Raw genomic sequence first — 22,887 nt, 5'->3', positions numbered from 1 at the left:
TTATCAATATCGTTGTGAGCCGTAACTTAAAAAAGCTGACTTGAATCCATCGTCGTTTTACTGTTTAACTGATGCTAATGTGAATCAGAAGTGAGGTATATCGATGCGTGGTATTAAGGCGAAAGATCCAATTTATATTCCTCATGCTGGGCCGGCCTTACTTGCCACACCTTTACTGAATAAAGGCACTGCCTTTAGCGAGCAGGAACGTCATGATTTTAATCTCAATGGTTTAATTCCACATCGCTTTGAAACGATTGAAGAACAGGCGGAAAGAGCCTATCTGCAATATAAAACCTTCAAAGCCCCCATCAATCAGCACATCTATTTGCGTTATCTTCAGGATAATAATGAAACCTTATTTTATTATTTATTAAAAGCGCACCTGGTTGAGATGATGCCGATTATTTATACGCCGACAGTAGGTGAAGCTTGTGAACGCTTTTCTGAAATTTATCGGCGGGCGCGTGGTGTATTTATTTCCTATCCGGATAAAGATCGCATTGACGATATTCTGCACAATGTCACTAAAGATAAGATCAAAGTTATCGTGGTCACCGATGGTAGCCGGATTCTCGGACTGGGTGATCAGGGCGTGGGAGGGATGGGGATCCCTATTGGTAAGTTATCACTCTATACCGCCTGCGCTGGGATAAGTCCAGCTTATACCTTACCGGTAATGTTGGATATTGGGACTAACAATAAGGCCTTACTTGATAATCCGCTTTATATCGGCTGGAAACATAAACGTATAAACGACGCAGAATATGATGAGTTTATCGACCTGTTTATCCAGGCAATCAAAAAACGCTGGCCCGATGTTTTATTACAATTTGAGGATTTCGAACAAAGCAAAGCGCTGCCGATACTGGAGCGATATCAACAACAATTGTGTTGTTTTAATGATGATATTCAAGGCACGGCTGCAGTAACGGTCGGCTCTTTATTGGCGGCGTGTAAAGCAAAACATGAAACATTGTCACAGCAGACTATCGTATTTGCAGGAGCGGGTTCTGCCGGTTGTGGCATTGCTGAGCAGATAATCCGACAAATGATGACAGAAGGGCTTAGTGAAGCTCAGGCCCGCGAACGTGTATTCATGATTGATAAAGCCGGACTATTAATGGATGACATGGCTGGCTTATTCGATTTTCAACGCCGTCTAAGCCAAAAGGCCAGTCTGCGAACAAAGTGGGAGGTTGATAAAATTACGCTGGATTTAACGGATGTTATTCATCACGCTTCACCGACAGTACTTATTGGAGTATCTGGGCAGGCGGGACTGTTTAATGAGACAGTCATCAAAACGATGTTAGCCCATTGCGAGCGGCCCATTATCTTTCCTTTGAGTAATCCTTCAAAGCAGATTGAGGCCTTGCCTGAGTCACTGCTTAGCTGGACGGAGGGTAAAGCCATTATCGCTACTGGGAGCCCCTTTAACTCGGTTGTCTATCAAGGTAAAACCTATCCAATAGCACAGTGTAATAATAGCTATATTTTTCCTGGGATTGGTTTGGCCGTTATCGCTGGTCAAATTAAACACATCACACATGAAATGATGATGGTCGCAAGTGAGGTGCTGGCAACACACTCACCACTACTTAATGGGGAAGAAGAGCAGTTACTGCCAGCCTTGGATGATATCGCTGAGTTAAGCAAAAAGATGGCATTTCAAATTGTGAAAATTGCGCAAAATCAGCAACTGGCTTCTAAGATATCGGATAGTGAATTAGAACATAAGATTGAAGAGCTCTTCTGGCATCCACAATATCGTCAATATAAACGTGTCAGTGTTTAGGAAAAATTTCCTTCATACCATTTGATATCATTTTATGAAATAGGAGTTTGTCCTATTTTTACCAATGGATGTTATACTTTACCCACAAGTTTGATCATTGCTCTTGTGGGTAGAGACTGATCTTTTGATCTATCTAATCTAATAAGGAGCTTTACTTTATGACTTCAATGTTCTTGAAGACAATCCCTGCTGTCCTCGCTTTAAGCATTAGTTCAACTGCATTTGCTGAAAATGATAATTATGATTTGGATGATATCCGTAGCTGGGATATCGTAAAAATTGAAACTTGTCTGGATGCCGCTTTGGATACTATTCCTGGTCATGCACGTAAAGTTGAAATGAAAATGGAAGGCGATGATCCTGTTTATGAATTTGATATTGAAGCGAAAGCCGATGGCAAGACCTACAATGTTGAATGTAATGCTGAAGAAGGTTTCATTGGTGAGATTGAGCGTGAAGTCGATGCTAATGATCCCGTTTTCAAAAAATTAGCGAAAATTTCACAAGCTGAAGCGAAAGAATTTGCCTTAGCTGTACACCCAGGGAAAGTTGTTGCTTCAGAATATGAAATCGGTTTCGATGGTGATGCGACCTACGAATTTGATATTCAAAGCATTCATGGCTATGAAGTGAAAGTTGATGTGGATGCCACAACAGGTGAAATTGAAGAAGCCAATATTGAACTTTATGAAATTGGTATGGAAAAAGAATAAGTTATTATTCTGACATTAAAAAAGCCGCTATTTATAGCGGCTTTTTTTTATCGCTTAGTTTAGCTTTAGCTCAATGCTTTAAGTTGTTGTTCAAGTAATTCATAGGATTGCTGCAGTTCAGCGAGTTTCTCTTTTTCTTTGGCAACAACATCTGCCGGCGCTTTGGCGACGTAATTTTCATTAGATAGCTTACCTGAAGACTGTTTAATGATCTTATCCAGTTTCGCCATTTCTTTATTCAGACGGTTGATTTCAGCGTCTTTATCAATCAAGCCTTCGAGTGGAATTAAGATTTCCATTTTACCGACTAAGGCTGTTGCCGCAGCAGGAGCTTTACCTTCCAGGATATCAATTGATTCCAGATTGGCTAGACGGCTCAGGAACTGTTGATTGCTGGTTAAAATGACTTTATCAGAATCAGAAGCATCTTTCAGTAATACCGGCAGTGCTTTTTTCGGCGCGATATTCATTTGTGAGCGAATAGAGCGAATACCAGTAACAAATTGCATGACCCATTCCATTTCAGTCACCGCATTCTGATCAACTTTACTTTCATCAGCAAGCGGGTAAGATTGACGCATAATCGTCTCGCCTTTAACACCCGCTAACGGTGCAATCGTCTGCCATATTTCTTCTGTGATATACGGCATAAACGGATGTGCCATTCTTAATGTCGCTTCAAGCACTCGTACCAGTGTGCGACGTGTACCGCGTTTTGCTGCATCAGATGCTGACTCACTGTTTAATACCGGTTTCGATAGCTCTAAATACCAGTCACAGTAGTTGTTCCAGATAAATTCATAAATACCCTGTGCGGCATGATCAAATCGATAAGCCTCAATCGCTGTACTGACTTCTTTTTCAGCGATTTGCAACTGAGAGATAATCCAGCGATCTGCCAGACTGAGTTCAACCTGATCATTATCAACACCGGTGTCTTGTCCTTCGGTGTTCATTAAGACGTAACGTGCCGCATTCCATAATTTATTACAGAAATTACGGTAGCCAGCGATACGGTTCATATCAAAGTTGATATCACGTCCGGTAGAGGCGAGCGAAGCAAAGGTAAAGCGCAGTGCGTCTGTACCATGAGCTTCAATGCCATCCGGGAATTCTTTGCGTGTGGCTTTCTCAATTTTTTCAGCCAGTTGTGGTTGCATCATGCCCGAAGTACGTTTTTGTACCAGCGTTTCCAAATCAATACCGTCGATGATGTCGATGGGATCAAGCACATTGCCTTTGGATTTCGACATCTTATGACCATGTGAGTCACGGACCAGGCCATGGATATACACTTCTTTAAATGGAACATCGCCCATAAAATGAATGCCCATCATCATCATTCTGGCTACCCAGAAGAAAATAATGTCAAAACCGGTGACCAATACATTGCCCGGATACCAGGTTTTTACTGCTTCATCATCTTTAGGCCAACCCAATGTTGAAAATGGCCAAAGTGCAGAGGAGAACCAGGTATCGAGTACGTCTTCATCCTGAGTTAACTCGACGTCTGCTCCCAGATTGTTTTCTACGCGAACGGCATTTTCATCGTGACCGACATACACATTACCTTGTGGATCGTACCAGGCAGGGATTCTGTGCCCCCACCAGAGTTGGCGTGAAATACACCAATCCTGAATATCACGCATCCAACTGAAATACATATTTTCATAGGATTTCGGCACAAATTTCACTTTACCGGTTTCAACCGCCTCAATCGCTGGTTTGGCTAGTGTTTTTGCATCGACATACCATTGATCGGTCAGCATCGGTTCAATGACCACGCCACCGCGATCGCCATAAGGCACTGTCAGGTCATGATCCTTGATCTCTTCCAGCAGACCAGCTGCGTCAAAGTCAGCCACAATCGCCTTACGGGCTGCGAAGCGTTCCAGTCCACGATAGGCTTCCGGAATGTTGGCCTCGAGTTCAGTATTAGCACTGCCATCAGTATTAAATACTTGTGGAACGTCACGTACATCGGCATTGAGGGTGAAAATATTGATCATTGCCAGGCCACAACGCTTGCCGACTTCATAGTCATTGAAGTCATGGGCTGGCGTAACTTTCACCGCGCCTGTGCCTTTTTCCATATCGGCATGTTCATCGCCAACAATCGGAATGCGTCTGTTAACTAACGGCAAAATAATCTCTTTACCAATCAGATCCTTGTAGCGAGGATCTTCCGGGTTCACTGCAACACCGGTATCACCTAACATGGTTTCCGGCCGAGTTGTAGCGACCACAATATAGTCCTTGCCTTCACTGGTTTTCAGTCCATCTGCAAGTGGGTAGCGAAGGTGCCACATATGGCCTTTTTGTTCGCGATTTTCCACTTCCAGATCAGAAATGGCTGTGTGTAATTTCGGATCCCAGTTCACCAGGCGTTTGCCGCGATAGATCAGACCTTCTTTATACAGCTTAACGAAGACATGTTTAACGGCTTCAGACAGATCGTCATCCATCGTAAAGCGGTTACGTGACCAGTCGAGTGAGGAACCAAGACGACGTAACTGACGGGTAATATTACCGCCGGATTCTTCCTTCCACTCCCAGATACGTTTAGTGAAATCTTCTCGTCCCAGGTCGAGACGGGTTTTACCTTCAGCGTTAAGTTGGCGCTCTACCACCATTTGTGTCGCGATACCGGCGTGATCGGTGCCCGGTTGCCATAAAGTATTGTCACCTTTCATGCGATGATAACGAGTCAAGGTATCCATGATGGTGTTATTAAAGCCATGACCCATATGCAGGCTACCGGTAACATTAGGTGGGGGCAGCATAATCGCATAAGGCGAGCCTTCGCCTGTCGGTTTAAACTCGCCAGCTTGTTCCCACTTCTGGTACCAACGTTGCTCAATTGCGTCAGGGTTGTATGTTTTTTCCATGTGATGTCTTGTTTGTCTGGTCGGTGTTCGGGATATACGAATGTCGTATGTATACGCTATAAATAAACGACGCATTATACCTGCTGCGACAACATCTGTTCAGAGGCAATATGGATTTCGTATTTTTAGCGGTTTGCTAGCTTGGTTCAAACGTGAAAAGTTTCTATCTCATAGCCACGTTGTTTGTAAAACTGGAAGCGTTGACGGCCAGCTTGTTTACTTGATTCATTATCATCAATTACTTCAGCTACACGTTCAAATTGGCTAAAGAACATGGGTTGTTCTTCGGTGAGATTAATTAGTACATCCATCAGTCTGGGAGGCTTTTTGTCTTCATAGCCGATAAGTACCGGACTCTGATTATCTGAGCTATCAGTGATTTCATGTGGTACAAAGCTGTCAGGCCGTATAGCCCAAAGTGCCGTATCGACTGACTGACTATGATCTTCTGAAGCGGTATGGATATAGATTTGATGGCCCTGATGATAGGCTTTCTCCGCGAGACGGCAGGCAAATGCCCGCCGCTTTTCAAGCTCGCTTGATTTCAGAATGTAGAAACTGATTCGGGTCATGATGATTTGTTAGCGTCGATACGATTTAATAAGTATTGAACTAACATTGGGACTGGACGACCCGTTGCCCCTTTATTTTTTCCACTATTCCATGCTGTCCCAGCGATGTCTAAATGTGCCCAGGTATATTTTTCCGTAAATCGTGATAAGAAACAGGCGGCGGTGACACTTCCTGCTTCTTTACCGCCGACATTAGCAATATCGGCAAAATTGCTGTCCAGCAAGGGTTGATAGTCATCCCATAAAGGTAACTGCCAGGCACGGTCAAAACTGTCATTACCGGCTTTTAATAAATCATCAGCAAGTTGTTGGTTATTAGCCATTAAGCCGGTGGTTGTACTACCTAAGGCTACAATGATGGCACCAGTTAATGTCGCAATATCAATGACGATTTCTGGATCGAACCGTTCACTATAGGTGAGAGCGTCACATAAAATTAAACGGCCTTCGGCATCGGTATTCAGAATTTCGATAGTTTTACCGGCCATGCTTGTGACAATATCGCCGGGTTTGTTGGCGTCACCATCAGGCATGTTTTCTGAACTGGGTACCACACCCACCACATTGATTGGCAAGTTTAATTCAGCCACAGCTTGTAGTGTTCCGAGCACACTGGCAGAGCCACACATATCGTATTTCATCTCATCCATGCCTTGAGATGGTTTTAGTGAAATACCACCGGCATCAAAGGTGAGTCCTTTACCCACTAAGACAACTGGCTTGCTGTCACCTGCGCCTTTGTATTCCATGGTGATTAATTTGGCTGGCTGGCGGCTGCCACGAGATACGGAGAGCAGAGAGCCCATACCCAAGGCTTCCATATCGGCTTCTTCCAGTACGGTGGTAGTAATGGAAGCAAATTTTTTGCCCAACGCAACGGCTTGTTCAGCCAGATAGGTCGGTGTGCAAATATTGCCAGGCAGGTTACCAAGCTCACGTGCCAGGTTCATACCAGCACCGATAGCCGCACCTTGTTCAGCAGCTTTTTGTAAGTCAGCATCAGTATTCTGAGCTGCAAAGATAGCGCATTCTAAAAGTGGTTTCTTGACAGCTTTCGCTTCTGATTTTGTTTGTGAATACTTATAAAGTGCTGTTTCGGTATTACAAGCTGTTTGGCGGACTTTCCAGACAGTTGTGCGTTCATTTACTTCAATATCCGTAAAACAGCATAAGGCTTTTTCAGCACCGCTTTCATTCAGCGCAACGATGGCAGCTGCAGTGGCGGTATTAAAATCGTTTTCAGTTGTTTTTGTTTTTTTGCCAAAGCCTACCAATAAAACCCGAGGGCTGTTTATCCCTGTCAGATTGTGGAGAAATAATGTTTGGCCTGGATTTGCGCTAAAGTCACCATTATCAGCGATACGTTTAATCTGACCTTGTGAAGCATCATCGAGTTGTTGGGCGGAAGGACTGAGTTCACCTTCGTTGTATATGCCGACGGCAATACAATCGGTTTGCTGAGATGCGAGGGCATCGCTAGTGACAAAATACTGCATGGATTTCTCCTGTAGGGTCAATTTGGTTTAGACTTCGTTATTTTAGTGTGTCAGATAATACCGATCTATTCTAACCAAGACTCTTAATACATGCGCAACGTTCCACAACAGATTTTTTCCTGGCTATGGGTCATTGACCGATACATGCTCAAGGAATTTGTGATTAACCTGACTGCAATCACAGGGGTACTCTGGTTAATTTATATTTCGACACGGTTTGCGCGCTATCTGGCAGAAGCGGCGGTGGGCAATATGCCGGCGGATGTTATTTTTAGTCTGCTCGGCTTTAGTTCCCTCGGTGCACTGTCCATCTTACTCCCTATTGCCGCCTTTCTTGGCGTGATGTTGTCGTTGGGCAGAATGAGCTCAGATAACGAGCTGACTGTGATGGCTGCTTGTGGTATTTCACGTAAACGTATCATCAGAAATGTGCTGATATTTGCTGGTGTGGTAGCAACAGTTGTGGCGTATTTATCATTGACAGTTGTTCCAAGCGTCTTGGCTGATCGCTACCAGTTAGAACAAAAAGCGAAAATGTCGGCGAACACGACAGGACTTGTTGCTGGCAGTTTTAAAGAGAGCCGCAATGGTGACTGGACATTTTATTCTGAAAAACTCAGTAGTGATAAGCAGTTGATGGAAAATGTATTTATTGAAATTCATCGCAAAGATAAGCCGTTGATTTTTCGCTCGGACACAGGACATTTTGAAGTGGATGTCGACACCGGTGATAAATTTCTGGTACTGAATGACGGTTATCGCTATGAAGGTAGAGCAGGACAACAGGATTTTACAATCGCCGAATTTAAGTCACATAGTTTGCTTGTTGAAAAAGGGGACGATGGACAAGTGCGGGAAAGGCATAAAGCGCTTCCCACCAGTGTCTTATGGCAGCGGGGAGGCTTGGAAGATATAGCTGAAATTCAGTGGCGAATTTCATCAGCTATTATGGTGTTAGTACTTTGTTTATCTGCTATTCCTTTATCTAATGCCGGTCCTAGACAAGGCCGTTATGCTGGATTTGTGCCTGCTGTTTTACTGTATATCATTTACAGCAATTTACTCGGTGTAAATCAGGCATGGATTGAAAAAGGCAGTATTAGCGTAGGTGTTGGCATGATATGGGTACATCTGTTAATGACCACGATCATGCTATTTCTGATGAATAGACAAAAAATTCAGCGATTATTATCGCAACAAAAACAAAGACGCCTGCAATAATGAAAATTCTTTCTAGATATATCGCTTCCCACATACTCTCCAGCACGTTTATCGTGTTGTTGGTGCTTCTCGGGCTCTATACCTTTATGGACTTTGTCGCTGAGCTTGATGATCTCGGTAAAGGTCAATATCAGCTACTTGATATTATGACTTATCTTGCTCTGACCATGCCGAAACGTATATACGAACTACTGCCTGTCGTTGCTTTATTAGGCAGTGTTATTGGCTTAGGTAACCTGGCTAGTCAGAGTGAGCTTGTAGCCATGCGTGCGGCAGGTATATCGATAAAAGATATTAACAAGTCAGTGATGGTAGTTGCTGCAATTTTGGTATTGCTGGCGATTGTAGTGGGTGAGGTGATTAGACCGCTCACCGAAGAACATGCCAGAGAATTGCAGTCAGTAGCGCAAACCGGAACGGTAGGCACACGATCTGAATATGGATTCTGGACGCGAGACGGTAACCATTTTAACCATATCGAACGAATCAATAGCGATGGCACATTTACCAATATAGCCATTTACGAATTCGATGGTGCGAATCGCTTACGCGCACTCACTAAAGCAAGCAGTGCCAAATATGAGGACGATAGCTGGATATTAAACGATGTTGTGCAAAGCACTATTGATGAGCATGGTGTTAAAGTCAATTCAACAACACATGCCCGCTGGAAATCACAATTAAATCCAGGCATGTTAAACGTGGTTGTTGTGCCACCAGAATTTCTGGCCGTCTGGAATTTGCTGGATTATATTTCTTTCCTGAGAACCAATCATCAATCTGTCGCTCAATACGAGCTGGCGTTCTGGAGCAAGGTGATGATGCCGTTAAGCACAGCAGTCATGGTGCTGTTGGCCGTGCCGTTTATTTTTGGGCCATTGCGTTCGACGCCTATCGGCGGCAGGATTCTGGCAGGGGTATTGATCGGTTTAGGTTTTTACCTGTTTAACCAAAGTTTTCAACATATTGGATTAGTATTTGGAATACTGCCATGGTTGGCGGCTTCATTGCCTACGATATTGTTTGCAGGCTTGGCGTGGTGGATGAATAAGAGAGTGAAATAACGCTGAGATGAATTTAGATATTGCCGGATATATCTGCTCTGACTGAGCAGATAAAGATGGCGTCCCCTAGGGGGTTCGAACCCCTGTTACCGCCGTGAAAGGGCGGTGTCCTAGGCCTCTAGACGAAGGGGACCCAGTAACTTTACATTTTTCTACTACTTAAAATAAAAACGGGTTTTAACAAACCCGTTTTCATGTTGGCGTCCCCTAGGGGGTTCGAACCCCTGTTACCGCCGTGAAAGGGCGGTGTCCTAGGCCTCTAGACGAAGGGGACCTAAAACTTTTTCTTTCGGTTTTTGGTGGAGCTAGGCGGGATCGAACCGCCGACCTCTTGCATGCCATGCAAGCGCTCTCCCAGCTGAGCTATAGCCCCGAAAGGAAGCGCATATCATAGGGACTGAGTTTCATACTGTCAACATTTCATCACAAATTAATTTCAATCACAGCAGCACATGAACGGAATCTCACTCATCGCCAGTACATAGTAACAGATAAGCAATTAGACTAAGTACTTGAGCCTATTTAGATAAACTGATTTTTAGTTTAATGCTGAGCCTCTTCAATTTGCTGATTCATCATTAATATGCGATAAATTGTGAGTTATTTATCATTAGGTCAGGATGTCGATCATGGCTAGAGCTGCAGCTTGAGGATGAACATGCGCAAAAAGAAGCTATTATCAACCTTGTTACTATCCTTATCAGCTGGTGTCGCATCTGCGCAACAAGAGCAAGGGTTAACTTGTCACTTCGGTTACGAAGATCAGTTTTTACCTATCCCCACAGAAACAAAATCCGAGAATGAGTCCCCGGTCGATGTAAAAGCAAACAAAGTGCAGCTATTACAAAACGGCACGTCTGTTTTTTCCGGTAATGTTGATATTTTGCGTGATAATCAATTACTCAGTGCTGACAGAGCGACCTATAACCGTAACAGTGGTGATGTCAGAGCCAGTGGTAATGTGAGCGTACGTGGCAGCGAAATGGTGATTGAGTCTGAGCAGGCAGAGTGGTCGGTCGCAAATGACCAGGGTCAAATGCTGAATGCGCAGTATCATACTCGTCAGATGCATGCGCGTGGTGAGGCGACTCATATTTTAAGGCAGGGTCAGCAAACGACGGATCTTGACGATGCAACCTACACAACCTGTCCAGAAGGAAGCGACGCCTGGCAGCTCAAAGCAGATAAAGTGCATTTAGATCATGAAACGGCTGTTGGTGAAGCAAAAAATGTGGTGATTAGAATGGGGGGCTGGCCCGTTTTCTATACGCCATATATCAATTTTCCTTTAGACGACAAACGTAAATCAGGTTTCTTAATACCGTCTGTTGGTAACAGTGATAAAACAGGGTTTGATGTATTAACCCCATATTACTGGAATATAGCACCTAATCTGGATGCCACCTTAACGCCTCGTTATATGTCAGACCGTGGGTTAATGCTGGGCGGACAATTCAGATATTTGTTTGAATCAGGAGAAGGTGAAGTTGAAGCAACTTATCTGAACTCCGATGATTTAAAAAGTAATGGTGAAGATTTTAATCCTCATTATCAGGAAGCCAGAAAGTTATTCTCATGGCAGCATGAAAGTTATTTTGATAACCGCTGGCGTGCTTTAGTTGATTATAACTACGTCTCCGATGATGAATATTTTGAAGATTTTGGTTCGGGCTTGAGCCTGTCTAGCCGGACTTATTTGAATAGAAATGTCGAAACTGGTTATACCGGTGATGTGTGGAATTTTACTGCGAGAGCCCAAGGCTACCAAACTCTGGGTGATGTCGAAGAACAATACAAACGCTTACCTCAGTTATTACTAAAAGGTTATCTACCTGATCAGGCATTAGGATTGACCTATGAGTTAGATAGTGAATATGTTGAATTCGATCACAATGAGAAAGTCGATGGCCAGCGTATCAATATTGAACCGGCAATCAGTATGCCTATGGGAACAGCCGCATTTTTTGTTACGCCTCGATTAGCCATTAATCATACGCAGTACAGTCTTAAAAATGATAAAACAAATGCTTATGATGATAGTGCCATAAGAACTTTACCTATAGCGAGTTTAGATAGCGGATTATTTTTTGACAGACAAATGACCGCATGGGGTGATAATTATATTCAGACGCTGGAACCACGTGCGTTTTATCTTTATGTTCCCGAACGTGAACAATCAGATATTCCAGACTTTGATACGAGCCTGACAACATTTAATTCCCTAAGATTATTTTCTCATAATCGATTTATTGGCCGGGATCGAATTGGTGATGCTAATCAGCTAACCCTGGCAGTAACAACACGGATTATTGATGAGGAGTCAGGTAAAGAAAATCTTAAGCTAACCGTTGGTCAAATTCGTTATTTTACTGATCAACGTGTCACATTAGACGGTACCATTGCAGAACGTGACTCTACTTCTGACATGGTGGCAGAAGCGGTCGCTTATATTGGTGATGAGTGGTCATTGAATAGTGAGTTTCAATGGGATCCCAGTGGTTTGAAATCTAATATGTCTTCAGTGGGATTACGTTATAAAAATGATAATGGCGGTATTTTCAATATTTCACATCGTTATCGTCGTGATGATCCAACACCGAATAATGGGATAGAGGAATCATTAGAGCAGATAGATGTGTCTACTCAAATTCCCATTTCTGAACGCTGGAAATTCTTTGGTCGTTGGTATCATGCAATTGATCAAGGTACAACGCTGGAAAAAATTGCTGGCCTACAATATGACAGTTGTTGCTGGGCAACACGTTTAGTTATGCGTGATTACGTCAATGATGTTTCCGATCAAGAACGGAATACAGCCATTTATCTGCAAATTGAATTAAAAGGCCTGGGAAGCTTCGGCCAGAAATCTGATAGTTTATTAGAACGCAGTATTCGTGGGTTTGAGGCAGAGTGAACTTGAGATGTGCTAGATAGTCCATTGCGTTTAGACGCCTCGAACAGAAACGAAGTTAAAACATAAATTTGGAGTAATAGAATTTAATGATTAAGTATCTGATTGTCGGTTTGTTACTGGCAACCAATGTATGGGCGCAGTCTTTAGATAAGATTGTTGCAGTTGTAAACGACGAAGTCATTCTTGAGAGTGATTTACAGGATATGGAGCAAACAATTCGTCAGCAAATCCGTCAGAGAGATGCTGCTATGCCTCCAAGTGACATATTGCGTAAACAAGTACTGGAAAGATTGATTATGCAACGTCTGCAAATTCAGGAAGCAGATAAAGTAGGTATCCGTGTTGGTGATGATGCACTTAATGCTGCTCTGAAACAGATTGCTGATAAAAACCAATTGACTTTGAGGCAGTTCAGAGATGTTTTAGAGAAAGATGGTTATGACTTTAGCCAATTTCGTGAAACGATTCGCGATGAAATGATTATCGCTCGTTTACGTAAAAGTCAGGTTGAAGACCGAGTTGTGGTATCAGATCGAGAAGTCGACAATTTTCTAGCTACTCAAAAAATTCAAGACGGTGGACAAGTCGAGTACGATCTACAACATATTCTTATTAGTATTCCTGAAGCGGCATCTCCTGAGGAAGTGCAAGCAGCACAAGAAAAGCTGGAAAAAGTTCAGGCTTTATTGAAAGAGGGGGGCGATTTTTCTCAAGTTGCTGCCGGATATTCTGATGGTCAAAATGCGCTTGAAGGCGGCGAATTAGGCTGGCGTAAACAAGGTGAGCTGCCATCACTGTTCGCTGATGTTGTACCAACACTTGCAGTAGGTGAGGTCAGTCAACCATTACGCAGCGGCAGTGGCTTTCACTTAGTCAGAGTCAAAGATAAAAAAAGTGAAGATGTTCACTTGGTCAAGCAAACATTAGCTAGTCATATTTTGATAAAAACCAATGAGCTAACCACTGATGAAGAAGCACAACAACGTCTTGAAAAGCTGAGAGAGCGCATTGTTAATGGCGAAGACTTTGCCGAGTTAGCACGAGCTAATTCAGATGATACGGGCTCAGCGATTGACGGTGGAAGTTTAGGTTGGGTTAGCCCGGGTGTGATGGTGCCTGAGTTTGAAGAAAAGATGAATTCGCTAGCTGTGGGTGAAATGAGCGATGTGTTTAAGAGTCGTTTTGGTTGGCATTTGATTAAAGTTTTTGACCGTCGTGAAGAAAACATGGCGGAAGAATACCAACGAAGCAAAGCGCGTGAACAAATTCGCCAGCGTAAAATTGATGAAGAAATGGAAACATGGCTACGTTCGATGCGTGATGAGGCCTATGTTGAGTACCGTAATCCTTGAGTGAAATAAAACGAATTGCAATAACCCCAGGCGAACCGGCTGGAATTGGCCCTGATTTGGTACTGACTCTAGCGCAGCATAAGCATCAGGCTCAAATCATTGCACTTGCTGATCCAGTATTACTCGCTGAACGAGCTGATCTACTTGGTCTATCAATTAAAATGATTGAAGTCGATTTGTCAGCGCCGCCTAAAATTGCTGAATCTGGTGAGCTTTACGTTATGCCTCATCACTTAAAAGTGCCGGTTACAGCAGGACAACTGGATAAGCTCAATAGTCGCTATGTGCTGGAAACACTGCAAACAGCCTTGGAAGGCTGTTTATCTCATGAATTTGATGCTGTGGTAACGGCGCCTGTACATAAAGGCATTATCAACGATGCTGGTGCAGCATTTACAGGACACACTGAGTTTTTTGCTGATGGGGCTGGTGTCAAGAAAGTGGTGATGATGTTGGCAACAGAGTCGTTAAAAGTGGCACTGGCAACGACACACTTACCTTTACGGGAGGTCGCCGACGCAATTAATCGTGATGAACTGAGTCAAGTCATTGAGATTATTAACCAGTCGATGCGACAACACTTTGGTTTAGTCAATCCAAGAATAGCCGTATGTGGTTTAAATCCTCATGCGGGTGAGGATGGTCATCTTGGACGTGAAGAGGTGGATATTATCCAGCCCGTGATTGATGCCTATATTAAAGCAGGCTATGCCGTCTCAGGTGCCTGGCCGGCTGATACAATATTTAATCAGGATAAGTTACTGAACTATGATGTTGTATTAGCGATGTTTCATGATCAAGGATTGCCGGTTTTGAAACATCATGGTTTTGGTAAGGCCGTTAATGTCACCTTGGGTTTACCCTTTATTAGAACATCAGTTGATCACGGGACAGCGCTTGATTTAGCTGCAAGCGGTCAGGCTAATCCAAGCAGTTTATATGCTGCTTTATCGATGGCCATTGCGATGGCTAACACACATTGAGTAAATCATGACCCAATCTTCTTTCCCCCGAGCAAGAAAGCGCTTTGGACAAAACTTTCTACATGATCAGTCAGTTATTAATTCAATTATTGAAGCGATAAGTCCGGAAGCAGGTCAGCATCTTGTTGAAATAGGTCCTGGGCGAGGTGCTTTAACAGAGCCGCTATTACAGCGTTGTACGCAGCTTGACGTGATTGAACTAGATAGAGATCTGGTGCCACTGTTAAGAAGCCAGTTTTCTAACTATGAGCAGCTTAATATTCATGAAGCAGACGCGTTGCGGTATGACTATTATCAACTTGTCAGTAACCACCAACCGTTGAGAATAATAGGTAATCTGCCCTACAACATTACAACGCCATTACTATTCCATTTGCTTGATTATTCTCAACACATCACGGATATGTGTTTTATGCTGCAAAAAGAGGTTGTTGAGCGCATCTGTGCGCAGCCTGGAACAAAGCAGTACGGTCGGTTGAGTATCATGATTCAGCATCAGTGTGAGACGGATATGTTATTTGTTGTTCCTCCTGAAGCGTTTGAACCGGCACCTAAAGTTGAATCTGCCATCATTTATTTACAGCCTCGTAAACAACGCCTCGGTGGTGATGTCGACATGGCAACATTGAGTCATATTGTCACTCAAGCATTCAGTCAACGCCGAAAAACCATTGCTAACACATTGAAAAAATTGATTTCTATCGATATGTTTCAGGCCGCTGATATTGATCCAACACAACGTCCTGAAACGATTACGGTTGAAGCTTTTGTCAGATTGACTCGTTGTTATCTTGCTGCATCTGCTTAATCTCAATAATCATGCCAGATGATCTAAATTGGTTTTAACTGGATGGCTTATTCACTCAAGCTAGATAAAATCTTGCTAACAACACAAATGAACTGTCTTGACACGCCGATTTTGCTGTAGTTAGATACTCAGAACCAATGGGACTCATAAGCATAACTTAACGTCGCTATTGGGACTTGGACGACATAAATAAATAATGATATGAGGAATTAAGCTGTGAATAAATCTGAACTCATCGATGCAGTTGCTGCAGCTGCGGACATTTCAAAAGCAAAAGCTGCACAAGCTGTTGATGGCATGACATCTGCCGTAACTAAAGCTCTAAGCAGTGGCGATCAAGTCACTTTAGTTGGCTTCGGTACATTCTCTGTTCGTGAGCATGCAGCACGTACTGGTCGTAACCCACGTACTGGTGAAGAAATCAAAATTGCCGCTGCAAAAATTCCTGCATTTAAAGCTGGCAAAGCATTAAAAGATGCTGTAAACTAGTTTTTTTTCTTGGGGTGCTTAGCTCAGCTGGGAGAGCATCGCCCTTACAAGGCGAGGGTCGGGGGTTCGAACCCCTCAGCACCCACCAAGAATATACGGAGCGGTAGTTCAGTTGGTTAGAATACCGGCCTGTCACGCCGGGGGTCGCGGGTTCGAGTCCCGTCCGCTCCGCCAAAAAAGAGGAAAGGCGCATCTTATGCGCCTTTTTTTTTGCCTATTGTATTAGAATAGCCGTTTTTAACAACATTTCGGGAAGGTTCTCTTCATATGTTGCATTTCATACGTAATCACGCCCAGGGATGGATTGCCTGGTTCATCGTTGGTTTAATTAGTATTCCATTTGCTCTGTGGGGCATTAACTCATATTTGTCTGGCGCCTCGTCGGTTGTTGTGGCAGAAGTGAATGGCTCACCCATCACCCAAACAGAACTACAAACGTCGTTACAGCAGTATCGTGATCGTATGCGTAGCGTGATGGGGGATCAATTTGACCCAGCGATGTTTGATAACGCTAGTGTAAAAAAAGACGTATTAGACGGGCTTATTGATCAACGTTTATTACGAGATGCAAATCAAACCTTAAAACAACGCATAAGTGACGCTGCGGTATCTCAGTTCATCCGTTCTACTCCCGCTTTTCAACGTGATGGTAAGTTCGATTCCGATTATTACGGGATGGTGCTGGCGCGGGTAGGCTATACCCCTGCTCAGTATGAAGCGCAGTTAAGAGCAGATTTATTATCTCAAGAGCTCACCACCAATATTCAGAATTCATCAATTGCCAGTGTTAAATTACTTAATGAAGCATTGAGATTAGAGAGACAACAACGTGAGCTAGCTTATGGTGTCGTTCCTATTCAGCGATTCGTTGACAAAGTGAATGTGGATGACGACGAAGTGAGGCAATATTACGAGGACAACGTAGCTGCTTATACAGCTCCAGAACAAGTCAAACTGAACTATATTGAGTTATCGGTTGATGAGTTGGCGAAAGGGGTTCAAGTCAATGATGATGAACTGAAAAAATTCTATGCTGATAATCAAAATCAATTTGTGGGTCCTGAACAGCGTCGTGCAAGCCATATTTTAGTTGAAGGTGATGACGATGCGGCTTTAGAAAAAATTAAAGCGATTCAAACCCGTTTAGAGAACGGTGAAGACTTTGCCTTATTGGCAAAAGAAACTTCTGATGATACTGGATCAGCAGAAAAAGGTGGTGATCTTGGTTTCTTTGGTAAAGACGTCATGGATCCAGCATTCGAAGAAGCAGCATTTGCATTGACGAATGTCGGAGATGTCAGTGAACCGGTCAAGACAGAATTTGGTTATCACCTGATTAAACTGACGGGTATTCAAAAGCCAGAAGGCAAAACATTTGATCAGGCGCGTGATCAAGTTGAGAAAATGTATCGTCGCCAGCAAGCTGAATCTATTTTTTATGACAAAGCTGAACAGTTAGCCAATTTGAGTTTCGAAAATCCCGATAGTCTGGATGTCGCGGCTGAGGCACTTGGTCTGGATATCAAAACAACCGAGAGTTTTACTCGAACTGGAACTGAGGCTGGGATCACTAGTAATAAGAAAGTCATTGATGCAGCATTTAGTGAAGATGTCTTAAAGAATGACCTAAACAGTGCTGTGATTGAATTGTCAGATAATGATCTTATCGTTGTACATAAGAACAAACATATACCAGAAACGGTTTTACCCTTTGAGTCTGTTTCTCCAGCAATCAAACAACAGTTAGTGTTTGATAAAGCAAGAAAACTGGCACAAGATGAGGGTGAGTCTGTAGTAGAAAAAGTCAAATCTAGCGAAAGTCCTGAGTCTCTGTTAACTAACTGGCAGGCTGCCGAGTTTTATGGTCGTGATGCAGAGAAAGTCAGCAGTCAAATTCTTCAACGTGCGTTCACAATGCCAAAACCTTTATCGGCACCTGAGTATGAAGGATTCTCAGCAGATAATGGAAACTACGTTGTTATCAAATTAACAGCGGTTAAAAATGGCGATATTGATGATGTTACTGATGAGCAGAAGAAAGCTCTGCAACAACAGTTAACGAGCATTTATGCATCGGCAGAGGTTGAAGCCTTTATTGCCCAATTACGCAATGATGCAGATATTGATATTCATCAGGATGCACTGAAATAAATGATTATTTATTGAGCATTATTAAAGGCGCCTTAGGGCGCCTTTTTTATTTTATGTGAACCGATCAACGATAGCACTGCCCACGCTATCACTCCAGACGTTGATAGAGGTTCTGAACCTGTCCAGGAACCAATCAACAGAGAGTAATAAGGCGATGCCATCCAGTGGTAAGCCTACAGCACTTAGAACAATTACCATGGTGACCAGTCCGGCTTCAGGTATGCCAGCTGCACCGATAGCAGCTAATGTGGCAGTAACAAATACAATGGCCTGCTGAGTCAGGCTTAAATCAATACCATAAGCCTGTGCAATGAACATCACCGCTGCTGCTTCATATAGCGCTGTACCATCCATATTTATAGTTGCGCCAAGCGGTAATACAAATTTACTGACTTTATGGCTGACACCATTCTCTCTGACACATTCCATTGTTAATGGAAGTGTCGCAGAGGAGCTGGCTGTACCAAATGCTGTCACTAATGCACGAGCCATACCAAGTAGGTAGGAGGTTCCCCGTCTTGTCATCAAAAATAAAACCAGTAGTAACAAGACCCCATGAATAGAAAGTCCTGTTAACACGGTCACAACATGCCAACCAACGGCTTTCATTTCGGCAAGAAAGTGTTCGCCACCACCCGCATTACCCAATCTGGCAGCAATCAGAGCAAAAATACCTATTGGGGCCAGATGCATAACCCAGATCACTAAGGTCATCATCGCCTCATTGATGCCATCAAACAGCTGAAACACGGGTTTACCTTTTTCACCTATGGTACTTAATGCCATAGAGAACAGGATTGCAAAGACAATGAGCGGTAGAAGCTGAGTTTGTGCGGCTGAGGAAATCAGATTAGGGGAGACGAGAGACAGAATAATATCGCTGATACCCGTATTTTGTTTTTCTAAAATATAGTCGGGCACAGCCGTTTGGCTCCACTGCATACCAGCGCCGGGCTGGATCCAATTAACAACGATGAGTCCAATTAAGACTGCAGTTGCTGTCGATAGACTGTAATAAAGCAGCGTAAAACCACCTAATTTGCCTAATTTCTTTAAGTTGCCTAATGAACCTATGCCACTGACAATGGAAGCAATCACCAAAGGGATAATGGTCATTTTCAGAGCGTTGAGAAACAGTGTGCCAAGCCAGCTGATATTAACGGCTAGCGTGGGGTTATACCAACCGAGTAAAACACCACTCACTGCTCCCAGCACAATGAAGGCCAGCAAAATCATGGCATGTTTATGAGACATAAGGCCTCCATGTTTTGAACAAAAAAAAGGGCATTTATAAATGCCCTTTTAGAATACCAGCAAAAATAAGCGGTTTACTTATCACCAATGCCGACAATGTTATAACCGGCATCAACATAGGTGATTTCACCTGTGATACCTGATGCCAGATCGGAACATAAGAATGCAGCTACATTGCCCACTTCTTCAATGGTGACATTTCTTCTTAATGGTGAATTGCGTTCACCATAAGCCAGCATTTTGCCAAAATCACCGATACCCGCAGCAGCAAGTGTTTTGATTGGACCGGCTGACACTGCATTAACACGAATACCTTGTTCACCAAGCGAGTAGGCCATATAGCGGACAGTCGCTTCCAGAGCGGCTTTTGCTACACCCATCACATTGTAGTTATCAATCGCTTTTTCAGCACCTAAGTAACTCAGTGTCAATAATGAACCATTACGGCCCGCCATCATGTTTTTTCCTGCTTTCGCTAAAGCAGCAAAACTGTATGCACTGATATCGTTGGCCATAGCGAAACCGTCTCGGGTCACACTATCAACGAAGCCACCCTGCAATTGTTCACGGGGGGCAAATGCAACAGAGTGAACGATAGTATCAAGACCATCCCAGTGTTGACCTAATGATTCAAATACACTGTTGATTTCATCATCACTGCTAACATCACAAGGAAAGACCAGCGCTGGGTTCGCGCCACATTCTTCAGCGATTTTTTCAACGCGTGATTTTAATTTCTCATTTTGATATGTGAAAGCTAATTCAGCACCTTCACGTGCCATCGCATGAGCAATACCAGATGCAATTGAGCGGGGGCTGGCGACACCCACAATTAATGCGCGTTTGCCTTGCAGAAAACCCATGTGTCTCTCCTAACTACATATAAAGGCGGATAACTTACCTGATTTTAGGGATGACGGAAAGGGCAAGCATGCAGTAATCTTCTACTGTTATCATGCAAACAGTATCTATTGCTTTGAAATGAGGTTATATGAGATTGAAATATTGGTTGCTTAGTAGCGTGCTGTTCTTAGTAACAGCATGTGATATGAAAGCGATAAACTCACCTTATCCAGAAGCATCCAGTGATGAATCTATTCTCTACAGCGCTTTTTCACTTCGCCCTAAACATTTAGATCCCGCCCGTTCTTACAGCGCGAATGAAGCTATCATCACTGGTCAGGTATACGAGCCACCTTATCAGTATCATTATTTAAAAAGACCCTATCAACTCGAGCCATTGTCGGCCTCAGCGATGCCGGAAGTGGTTTATTTGGATAAGGACGATAACCCGGTTAATGCCAATGCCAAGAATATTGCCTTTTCTGTCTATAGCATCCCTATCAAACACGATATTCTCTATCAGCCTCACCCTGCGTTTGTAAAAGATGAGAATGGAAACTGGCTTTACCATCATTTAACAGACGAACAAATCGCCAATGTAGAAGATTTAGCGGACTTTGAAAAAACAGGTACACGGCAGCTGGTTGCCGCTGATTTTGTCTACCAGATAAAACGTCTGGCACACCCTGAAGTCCATTCTCCAATCCTTGGAGTGATGGCGGAGCATATCGTTGGGCTTAAAGAGTACGCTGAGCAGTTAAGAGCCATTCGAAAAGAGCAGGGTGAAGTCGACCTTCGTCAGCATGAAATCAGTGGTGTAAAGACCATTGATGATTATCACTATCAGATAAAAGTATACGGAAAATATCCACAACTGGATTACTGGTTAGCAATGCCTTTTTTTGCGCCTATCCCATGGGAGGCGGAAGAATTTTACTCCCAGCCAGGGCTGATTAATAAAAATATCACTCTAGATTGGTATCCTGTCGGAACTGGCCCATTTTACATGACTGAGAATGATCCGAACCGACGCATGGTGTTGACTAAAAATCCTAACTTTCACGGTGAACGCTATCCAGCAGAAGGGGAAGACACGGATAAGCAAAATGGCTTATTAGACGATGCGGGTAAACCGTTGCCCATGATAGACAAAATTGTTTTTACTCTCGAAAAAGAAAATACGTCTTACTGGGGAAAATTCATGCAGGGCTACTATGATGTTAGTGGCATAAGTTCAGATAGTTTCGAGCAAGCGGTGAATATTTCAACATCGGGCGAATTTGGTTTAAGTGATGAAATGAAAGCCAAAGGAATAAAACTGGAAACAGCCATTGCTGCGACTAGTTTTTATACCGGATTTAACATGTTAGATCCTGTCGTTGGCGGATATAGTGAGCGAGCCAGAAAACTTCGACAAGCGATTTCTATCGCCATAGATCAGGAAGAATATATTTCTATATTTGCTAATGGCCGCGGCATCCCTGCACAGGGACCTATTCCTCCAGGTATTTTTGGCTACAGTGAAGGTAAAGCGGGTATCAATCCATACATGTATACATGGAAGAATGGTCAAGCTGAACGTAAATCCATAGAAGCAGCAAAACAACTTCTAGCGGAAGCTGGATATCCAAATGGCAGGGATAAAAAAACAGGTGAGCCACTTGTCATATACATGGATATCACCGCGAGTGGTCCTGACAGCAAATCGGATTTGGACTGGATGCGTAAGCAGTTTAGAAAGCTGAAAATACAGCTGGTTCTCCGCAGCAGTGACTACAATCGTTTTCAGGATAAAATCCGCCGCGGACAGGTACAGATGTTCCAATGGGGCTGGAATGCCGATTATCCCGATCCAGAAAATTTCCTGTTCTTACTTTATGGTCCAAATGGTCGAGCTCAGTTTGGTGGTGAAAACACAGCAAATTATCAAAATAAAGACTTTGACAAACTTTTTGAAAAGATGCGCACCATGTCAAACACACCAGAGCGATTGGCTATAATCAAACAGATGGTTGATATTGTCAGGAAAGATACGCCCTGGATATGGGGCTTTCATCCTAAACAGTTCTCGCTTTATCACGAGTGGAATCATAATGTTAAGCCTAATTTAATGGCTAATAACACGCTCAAATACCGACGTATCGATACGGGTGTGCGTGAAAAACTTCAGTCTCAATGGAATCAGCCGATACTCTGGCCATTGGGGATTGTAATAATTGTGATTATGCTGATGGTCATGCCCGCGGTTTTTATTTACCGTTCGAAGAAGTATAAAAAGCATCATTTTCCATCGACATAGAGGAGATTTTTACTATGCGATTAGGTAGAATGCACTGCCAGT

Annotated in this window: 16 protein-coding genes and 5 tRNA genes; 13 read left to right on the top strand and 8 right to left on the bottom strand. The window is 43.3% G+C overall.

Annotated elements, in window-relative coordinates; all coding sequences use genetic code 11:
* Window positions 1–103: 103 nt before the first annotated feature.
* Window positions 104–1,798 (top strand): NAD-dependent malic enzyme, encoded by a 1,695-nt coding sequence (locus MAMP_RS07920; RefSeq protein WP_007145497.1) that lies wholly within the window; start codon window positions 104–106, stop codon window positions 1,796–1,798.
* Between the two features lie 158 nt (window positions 1,799–1,956).
* Complete coding sequence (locus tag MAMP_RS07915; protein WP_007145496.1) at window positions 1,957–2,511, top strand: PepSY domain-containing protein; 555 nt, start codon at window positions 1,957–1,959, stop codon at window positions 2,509–2,511.
* A 65-nt stretch (window positions 2,512–2,576) separates the two neighbouring features.
* Here MAMP_RS07915 and MAMP_RS07910 read toward each other — a convergent pair whose 3' ends face one another.
* From MAMP_RS07910 to MAMP_RS07900, 3 genes are all read right to left on the bottom strand, one after another.
* On the bottom strand, window positions 2,577–5,399 hold the full coding sequence (locus tag MAMP_RS07910) for a valine--tRNA ligase (RefSeq protein WP_007145495.1): 2,823 nt from the start codon (window positions 5,397–5,399) through the stop codon (window positions 2,577–2,579).
* A gap of 146 nt (window positions 5,400–5,545) precedes the next feature.
* Window positions 5,546–5,971, bottom strand: a complete 426-nt coding sequence (locus MAMP_RS07905) for a DNA polymerase III subunit chi (RefSeq protein ID WP_007145494.1) — start codon at window positions 5,969–5,971, stop codon at window positions 5,546–5,548.
* Window positions 5,968–7,467, bottom strand: a complete 1,500-nt coding sequence (locus tag MAMP_RS07900) for a leucyl aminopeptidase (RefSeq protein ID WP_007145493.1) — start codon at window positions 7,465–7,467, stop codon at window positions 5,968–5,970. Before MAMP_RS07900 ends, MAMP_RS07905 begins: the two co-directional genes overlap by 4 nt.
* Before the next feature lie 90 nt (window positions 7,468–7,557).
* Here MAMP_RS07900 and lptF point away from each other — a divergent pair, with 90 nt between their 5' ends.
* The gene (gene lptF / locus MAMP_RS07895) at window positions 7,558–8,688 is read left to right on the top strand and encodes an LPS export ABC transporter permease LptF (RefSeq protein ID WP_007145492.1); all 1,131 of its coding nucleotides are present in this window, start codon (window positions 7,558–7,560) and stop codon (window positions 8,686–8,688) included.
* Window positions 8,688–9,752, top strand: a complete 1,065-nt coding sequence (gene lptG / locus MAMP_RS07890; protein WP_007145491.1) for an LPS export ABC transporter permease LptG — start codon at window positions 8,688–8,690, stop codon at window positions 9,750–9,752. The genes lptF and lptG overlap by 1 nt, the downstream gene beginning before the upstream one ends.
* A gap of 57 nt (window positions 9,753–9,809) precedes the next feature.
* Here the strand turns inward: lptG and MAMP_RS07885 are convergent.
* From MAMP_RS07885 to MAMP_RS07875, 3 genes are all read right to left on the bottom strand, one after another.
* Window positions 9,810–9,885 (bottom strand) — tRNA-Glu (locus MAMP_RS07885).
* Between the two features lie 65 nt (window positions 9,886–9,950).
* Window positions 9,951–10,026: transfer RNA gene (locus MAMP_RS07880), tRNA-Glu, on the bottom strand.
* A 23-nt stretch (window positions 10,027–10,049) separates the two neighbouring features.
* Window positions 10,050–10,125 (bottom strand) — tRNA-Ala (locus MAMP_RS07875).
* A 285-nt stretch (window positions 10,126–10,410) separates the two neighbouring features.
* On the opposite strand from MAMP_RS07875, the gene MAMP_RS07870 reads away from it, so the two are divergent.
* From MAMP_RS07870 to MAMP_RS07835, 8 genes are all read left to right on the top strand, one after another.
* The gene (locus MAMP_RS07870; protein WP_007145490.1) at window positions 10,411–12,666 is read left to right on the top strand and encodes an LPS-assembly protein LptD; all 2,256 of its coding nucleotides are present in this window, start codon (window positions 10,411–10,413) and stop codon (window positions 12,664–12,666) included.
* 86 nt (window positions 12,667–12,752) lie between these two features.
* Window positions 12,753–14,018 carry a peptidylprolyl isomerase gene (locus tag MAMP_RS07865; protein ID WP_007145489.1) on the top strand — a complete coding sequence of 422 codons (1,266 nt, stop codon included), beginning with the start codon at window positions 12,753–12,755 and terminating at the stop codon, window positions 14,016–14,018.
* Window positions 14,015–15,001 carry a 4-hydroxythreonine-4-phosphate dehydrogenase PdxA gene (gene pdxA / locus MAMP_RS07860; protein ID WP_007145488.1) on the top strand — a complete coding sequence of 329 codons (987 nt, stop codon included), beginning with the start codon at window positions 14,015–14,017 and terminating at the stop codon, window positions 14,999–15,001. The genes MAMP_RS07865 and pdxA overlap by 4 nt, the downstream gene beginning before the upstream one ends.
* A gap of 7 nt (window positions 15,002–15,008) precedes the next feature.
* Window positions 15,009–15,809: a 16S rRNA (adenine(1518)-N(6)/adenine(1519)-N(6))-dimethyltransferase RsmA gene (rsmA, locus tag MAMP_RS07855; RefSeq protein WP_007145487.1), complete on the top strand. Its 801-nt coding sequence runs from the start codon at window positions 15,009–15,011 to the stop codon at window positions 15,807–15,809.
* Window positions 15,810–16,025: 216 nt separating this feature from the next.
* Complete coding sequence (locus tag MAMP_RS07850) at window positions 16,026–16,298, top strand: HU family DNA-binding protein (protein WP_007145486.1); 273 nt, start codon at window positions 16,026–16,028, stop codon at window positions 16,296–16,298.
* 12 nt (window positions 16,299–16,310) lie between these two features.
* A tRNA-Val gene (locus tag MAMP_RS07845) sits at window positions 16,311–16,386 on the top strand.
* A gap of 9 nt (window positions 16,387–16,395) precedes the next feature.
* A tRNA-Asp gene (locus tag MAMP_RS07840) sits at window positions 16,396–16,472 on the top strand.
* A gap of 93 nt (window positions 16,473–16,565) precedes the next feature.
* Window positions 16,566–18,449 carry a SurA N-terminal domain-containing protein gene (locus MAMP_RS07835; RefSeq protein WP_007145485.1) on the top strand — a complete coding sequence of 628 codons (1,884 nt, stop codon included), beginning with the start codon at window positions 16,566–16,568 and terminating at the stop codon, window positions 18,447–18,449.
* Between the two features lie 51 nt (window positions 18,450–18,500).
* Here the strand turns inward: MAMP_RS07835 and MAMP_RS07830 are convergent, their stop codons facing one another.
* Both MAMP_RS07830 and MAMP_RS07825 read right to left on the bottom strand, forming a co-directional pair.
* The gene (locus tag MAMP_RS07830; RefSeq protein WP_007145484.1) at window positions 18,501–19,703 is read right to left on the bottom strand and encodes a dicarboxylate/amino acid:cation symporter; all 1,203 of its coding nucleotides are present in this window, start codon (window positions 19,701–19,703) and stop codon (window positions 18,501–18,503) included.
* Between the two features lie 74 nt (window positions 19,704–19,777).
* The gene (locus MAMP_RS07825; RefSeq protein WP_007145483.1) at window positions 19,778–20,566 is read right to left on the bottom strand and encodes an enoyl-ACP reductase FabI; all 789 of its coding nucleotides are present in this window, start codon (window positions 20,564–20,566) and stop codon (window positions 19,778–19,780) included.
* A 128-nt stretch (window positions 20,567–20,694) separates the two neighbouring features.
* Between MAMP_RS07825 and MAMP_RS07820 the strand changes: the two genes are divergently transcribed.
* Window positions 20,695–22,845 (top strand): ABC transporter substrate-binding protein, encoded by a 2,151-nt coding sequence (locus MAMP_RS07820; protein ID WP_040576240.1) that lies wholly within the window; start codon window positions 20,695–20,697, stop codon window positions 22,843–22,845.
* The last annotated feature ends 42 nt before the right edge of the window (window positions 22,846–22,887 follow it).

Origin of the sequence: Methylophaga thalassica MP, from assembly GCF_000214595.1 — a bacterium.
In the GTDB taxonomy this organism is placed as follows: Bacteria; Pseudomonadota; Gammaproteobacteria; order Nitrosococcales; family Methylophagaceae; genus Methylophaga; species Methylophaga thalassica.
This window is presented reverse-complemented; position numbering and strand designations above follow the sequence as displayed.

Coding starts and splice junctions, on each gene's coding strand:
- MAMP_RS07920 (WP_007145497.1), top strand. CDS start 104: ATGCGTGGTATTAAGGCGAAAGATCCAATTTATATTCCTCATGCTGGG.
- MAMP_RS07915 (WP_007145496.1), top strand. CDS start 1,957: ATGACTTCAATGTTCTTGAAGACAATCCCTGCTGTCCTCGCTTTAAGC.
- MAMP_RS07910 (WP_007145495.1), bottom strand. CDS start 5,399: ATGGAAAAAACATACAACCCTGACGCAATTGAGCAACGTTGGTACCAG.
- MAMP_RS07905 (WP_007145494.1), bottom strand. CDS start 5,971: ATGACCCGAATCAGTTTCTACATTCTGAAATCAAGCGAGCTTGAAAAG.
- MAMP_RS07900 (WP_007145493.1), bottom strand. CDS start 7,467: ATGCAGTATTTTGTCACTAGCGATGCCCTCGCATCTCAGCAAACCGAT.
- lptF (WP_007145492.1), top strand. CDS start 7,558: ATGCGCAACGTTCCACAACAGATTTTTTCCTGGCTATGGGTCATTGAC.
- lptG (WP_007145491.1), top strand. CDS start 8,688: ATGAAAATTCTTTCTAGATATATCGCTTCCCACATACTCTCCAGCACG.
- MAMP_RS07870 (WP_007145490.1), top strand. CDS start 10,411: ATGCGCAAAAAGAAGCTATTATCAACCTTGTTACTATCCTTATCAGCT.
- MAMP_RS07865 (WP_007145489.1), top strand. CDS start 12,753: ATGATTAAGTATCTGATTGTCGGTTTGTTACTGGCAACCAATGTATGG.
- rsmA (WP_007145487.1), top strand. CDS start 15,009: ATGACCCAATCTTCTTTCCCCCGAGCAAGAAAGCGCTTTGGACAAAAC.
- MAMP_RS07835 (WP_007145485.1), top strand. CDS start 16,566: ATGTTGCATTTCATACGTAATCACGCCCAGGGATGGATTGCCTGGTTC.
- MAMP_RS07830 (WP_007145484.1), bottom strand. CDS start 19,703: ATGTCTCATAAACATGCCATGATTTTGCTGGCCTTCATTGTGCTGGGA.
- MAMP_RS07825 (WP_007145483.1), bottom strand. CDS start 20,566: ATGGGTTTTCTGCAAGGCAAACGCGCATTAATTGTGGGTGTCGCCAGC.
- MAMP_RS07820 (WP_040576240.1), top strand. CDS start 20,695: ATGAGATTGAAATATTGGTTGCTTAGTAGCGTGCTGTTCTTAGTAACA.